This is a genomic window from Rubritalea sp. (assembly GCF_039830215.1).
GTDB lineage: Bacteria > Verrucomicrobiota > Verrucomicrobiia > Verrucomicrobiales > Akkermansiaceae > Rubritalea.
In genome coordinates, this window is the sequence record NZ_JBDOPO010000253.1 from 1 (window position 1) to 2,738 (window position 2,738).

A 2,738-nucleotide genomic window follows, 5' to 3' on the forward strand; every position below is an offset into this window, starting at 1 on the left:
CAGCTCTACTCTCTAGGCTACATGGGTATGTATAATCCAGATTAGTAGTTCACTAAGCATACTTTTTTTGCTTTCTCCTTCATCCATTTTCCTTCTCAATCCATCCATGTCCGATCCAAATTTCGAGCAACACTCTAGTGCCCCATCCAGCCCCGACGGGACATCGCTCCGCCCACCTGCATTTAGCGAGTTCCACGGGCAGGAAAAAATCAAAGATCGGCTCATTCTCATGGTCGAGGCAGCCCAGCAGCGCGACGACGTTCTAGAACACGTGCTTCTATCTGGCCCTCCAGGACTAGGAAAAACAACCTTAGCCAACATCATAGCTGGCGCCACTGGCACCCAGCTCCACACCACTTCTGGACCGCAAATTGAAAAAGCTGGCGACCTCGCGGGTGTCCTCACTAACGTCCAGAAGGGTGACATTCTCTTTATCGACGAAATTCACCGACTCCATCCAGCTGTAGAAGAATACCTTTACCCCGCCATGGAAGACTTCCGACTGGATATCATCATCGACTCAGGTCCATCTGCGCGGTCGATCCAACTTAACCTTCCGAAATTCACCCTCGTCGGAGCGACTACAAGAGCTGGTATGCTTACCTCCCCACTGCGTTCGCGTTTTGGTTTGGTCAACCGCCTAGATTATTACACGCGTGACCAGCTCTCTGTAATCATCCAGCGATCCGCTGACCTTCTAGAAATAGCAATCAAACCGGACGGAGCGAAAGAAATTGCTTCACGTTCCCGTGGTACTCCGCGTATTGCCAACAACTTGCTACGTTGGGTACGCGACTTTGCACAGGTACGAGGCGATGGGGAGATAGACGCAAATACTGCAACCAAAGCCCTAGGCATGATCGACATCGACAATGACGGGCTTGATGAAATGGATGTGCGTATTCTCGAAGCAATGATCTATAAATTCAACGGCGGCCCCGTAGGCCTCTCCTCAGTGGCTGTAGCAGTAGGTGAAGACGCCTCCACGCTAGAAGAGGTCCACGAGCCCTTCCTCATCATGCAAGGCTTTATCAAGCGCACTCCACGTGGCCGAGTCGCCATGCCTGCAGCCTACAAAAAAATTGGAGCCACGCCCACCAAAGCTCAGGGTGAACTGCTTTAGATTCGTTAAATAATTGAAAATATCAGTTCCACACATTAAATTCCTTGACCCAAGTGCGCTGAACTGTTTATCTCCGCACCCGAAACAAAAATTTCAAAAATTATGGCAAAAGTATGCAGCATTAGAGGATCAAAAGTACGTGTAGGTCGCAAGATTCACCGTTCTGGTCTCGCAAAGAAAAAGGGTGGTATTGGCCGTCACGTGACTAAAACAGTCAAGCGTAAGGTTTCTCCAAACCTACAAACTAAGCGCATCTTCGTTCCTGAACTAGATCGCTACATCAAGCTCAAGTTGAGCTGTAAGGCGATCAAGACGATCAACAAGAATGGCGCTTACGCTACACTCAAAAAAGCAGGTATCATTAAGTAATCGATCACCTACTCTTTCTAGAGTAACCAATTTTAAAACAGCGCACTCCTTATGGAATGCGTTGTTTTTTTTGCCTAGTACCCCAGAGAACTAAGTAACTCATTCGAGATCACTACTCCTCAACCACACAAGGCACTAGGATTCCATCCCTCATGCCGTGGATCTTTTTCTTATCTGCGGGAACGATGGTAGCTAGCGTGCCACCGAGTTTAGTTTTTCCGTTCTTGTCGGTGAAGTAGTAAGGGCATAGTCGCACGCGGCCCTGCATGATTTTCTCCTCACCGGTTTCTGGGTCGAAGTAAGGATGCTCGACCACGCGCCCAGCATGGTATTCCTGCATCACCCATGGTTGGTGATCAAATTCTAAAGTCGCACCTTCAACGGCAGCAGCCCACTCATCGCGCGGCATGTCGTGCCCGATTTGCACACTCTTGGAGCCCCAAGCGAGTTCGCTGAAGCCACTGACCTTGACGACAAGGCGCCGCTCTGTCTGACTAAAGTCTCCAACGTCCGACCACTGGTTGACTCCAAGACGAGGCAAAGCGGCATGAGGAGGAAGCTCAGCAGGATCCATCATCCAGCCAAAAGGAACAACCTCTTTGACGCGGTCGAGATGCTTACCACGCATGGCTTCTTTCCAATACCCTTTCAGAGCTGGAGTCCAAAGTAAGGCGAGCCAGAGCTTTTCCTCTAGGTGTGGCTTACAGGGAGAAGTGAGATTAGCCTGAGCTGCGAGCTCCTTGGCGGCAGAAATATTTTCCCAATCGAACCATTCGAAAAATCGGTAGGATGCCTCATTAGTAGCCTCAGCTGACTCAGCGGTCTCCACACGGAAGTTGTCTCCTAATTGCTCAGACAACCATTCCATCTCAGGTCGGTAATCGGCACTTTCTTCGGAAACGAGAATACGCCCACCGTCAGGCATCAGTGATTGGAACCCTTCAATGACACCATCGCGCTCACCAAAGATCTTAAACCCTGCGTCAGCATAAAGCTGGCTTAACCAAGTGGTAATTCCCATTCCACCAGGAACACTATCTAGCTCAGTTAGAGCGAAACCGTTCTCGGTAAGAATCAGATCGGGACGAATCACCCCTGGCAGAGCATCACGCAGTTTAGGCGAGCGTTGTTGGTCGATCAACCATTGTGGTTTACCCGCATCTAACACCTCTGAAATCCAGCGAGGCACCCTACCCATTGCAGAGCGTTGATAGAGAGCCTCACTAGCCTTTTGAAAATTAGCCAG

General features: G+C 49.9%; 3 protein-coding genes. 2 read left to right on the forward strand and 1 reads right to left on the reverse strand.

Features of this window, described 5'->3' with window-relative positions; translation table 11 throughout:
* The first annotated feature begins 106 nt into the window (after positions 1 to 106).
* Both ruvB and ABGY95_RS08365 read left to right on the forward strand, forming a co-directional pair.
* Positions 107 to 1,123: a Holliday junction branch migration DNA helicase RuvB gene (ruvB, locus tag ABGY95_RS08360; RefSeq protein ID WP_347441227.1), complete on the forward strand. Its 1,017-nt coding sequence runs from the start codon at positions 107 to 109 to the stop codon at positions 1,121 to 1,123.
* 102 nt (positions 1,124 to 1,225) lie between these two features.
* Positions 1,226 to 1,492, forward strand: coding sequence for a bL28 family ribosomal protein (locus tag ABGY95_RS08365; RefSeq protein ID WP_347441228.1), 267 nt, complete (start codon positions 1,226 to 1,228; stop codon positions 1,490 to 1,492).
* Positions 1,493 to 1,604: 112 nt separating this feature from the next.
* Here ABGY95_RS08365 and ABGY95_RS08370 read toward each other — a convergent pair.
* Positions 1,605 to 2,738: hypothetical protein (locus ABGY95_RS08370; RefSeq protein ID WP_347441229.1), on the reverse strand; the 1,134-nt coding region annotated here is incomplete at its 5' end.

Bases quoted from the DNA above. Each gene is read 5' to 3' on its own strand.
- ABGY95_RS08365 (WP_347441228.1), top strand. From the start codon at position 1,226: ATGGCAAAAGTATGCAGCATTAGAGGATCAAAAGTACGTGTAGGTCGC.
- ruvB (WP_347441227.1), top strand. From the start codon at position 107: ATGTCCGATCCAAATTTCGAGCAACACTCTAGTGCCCCATCCAGCCCC.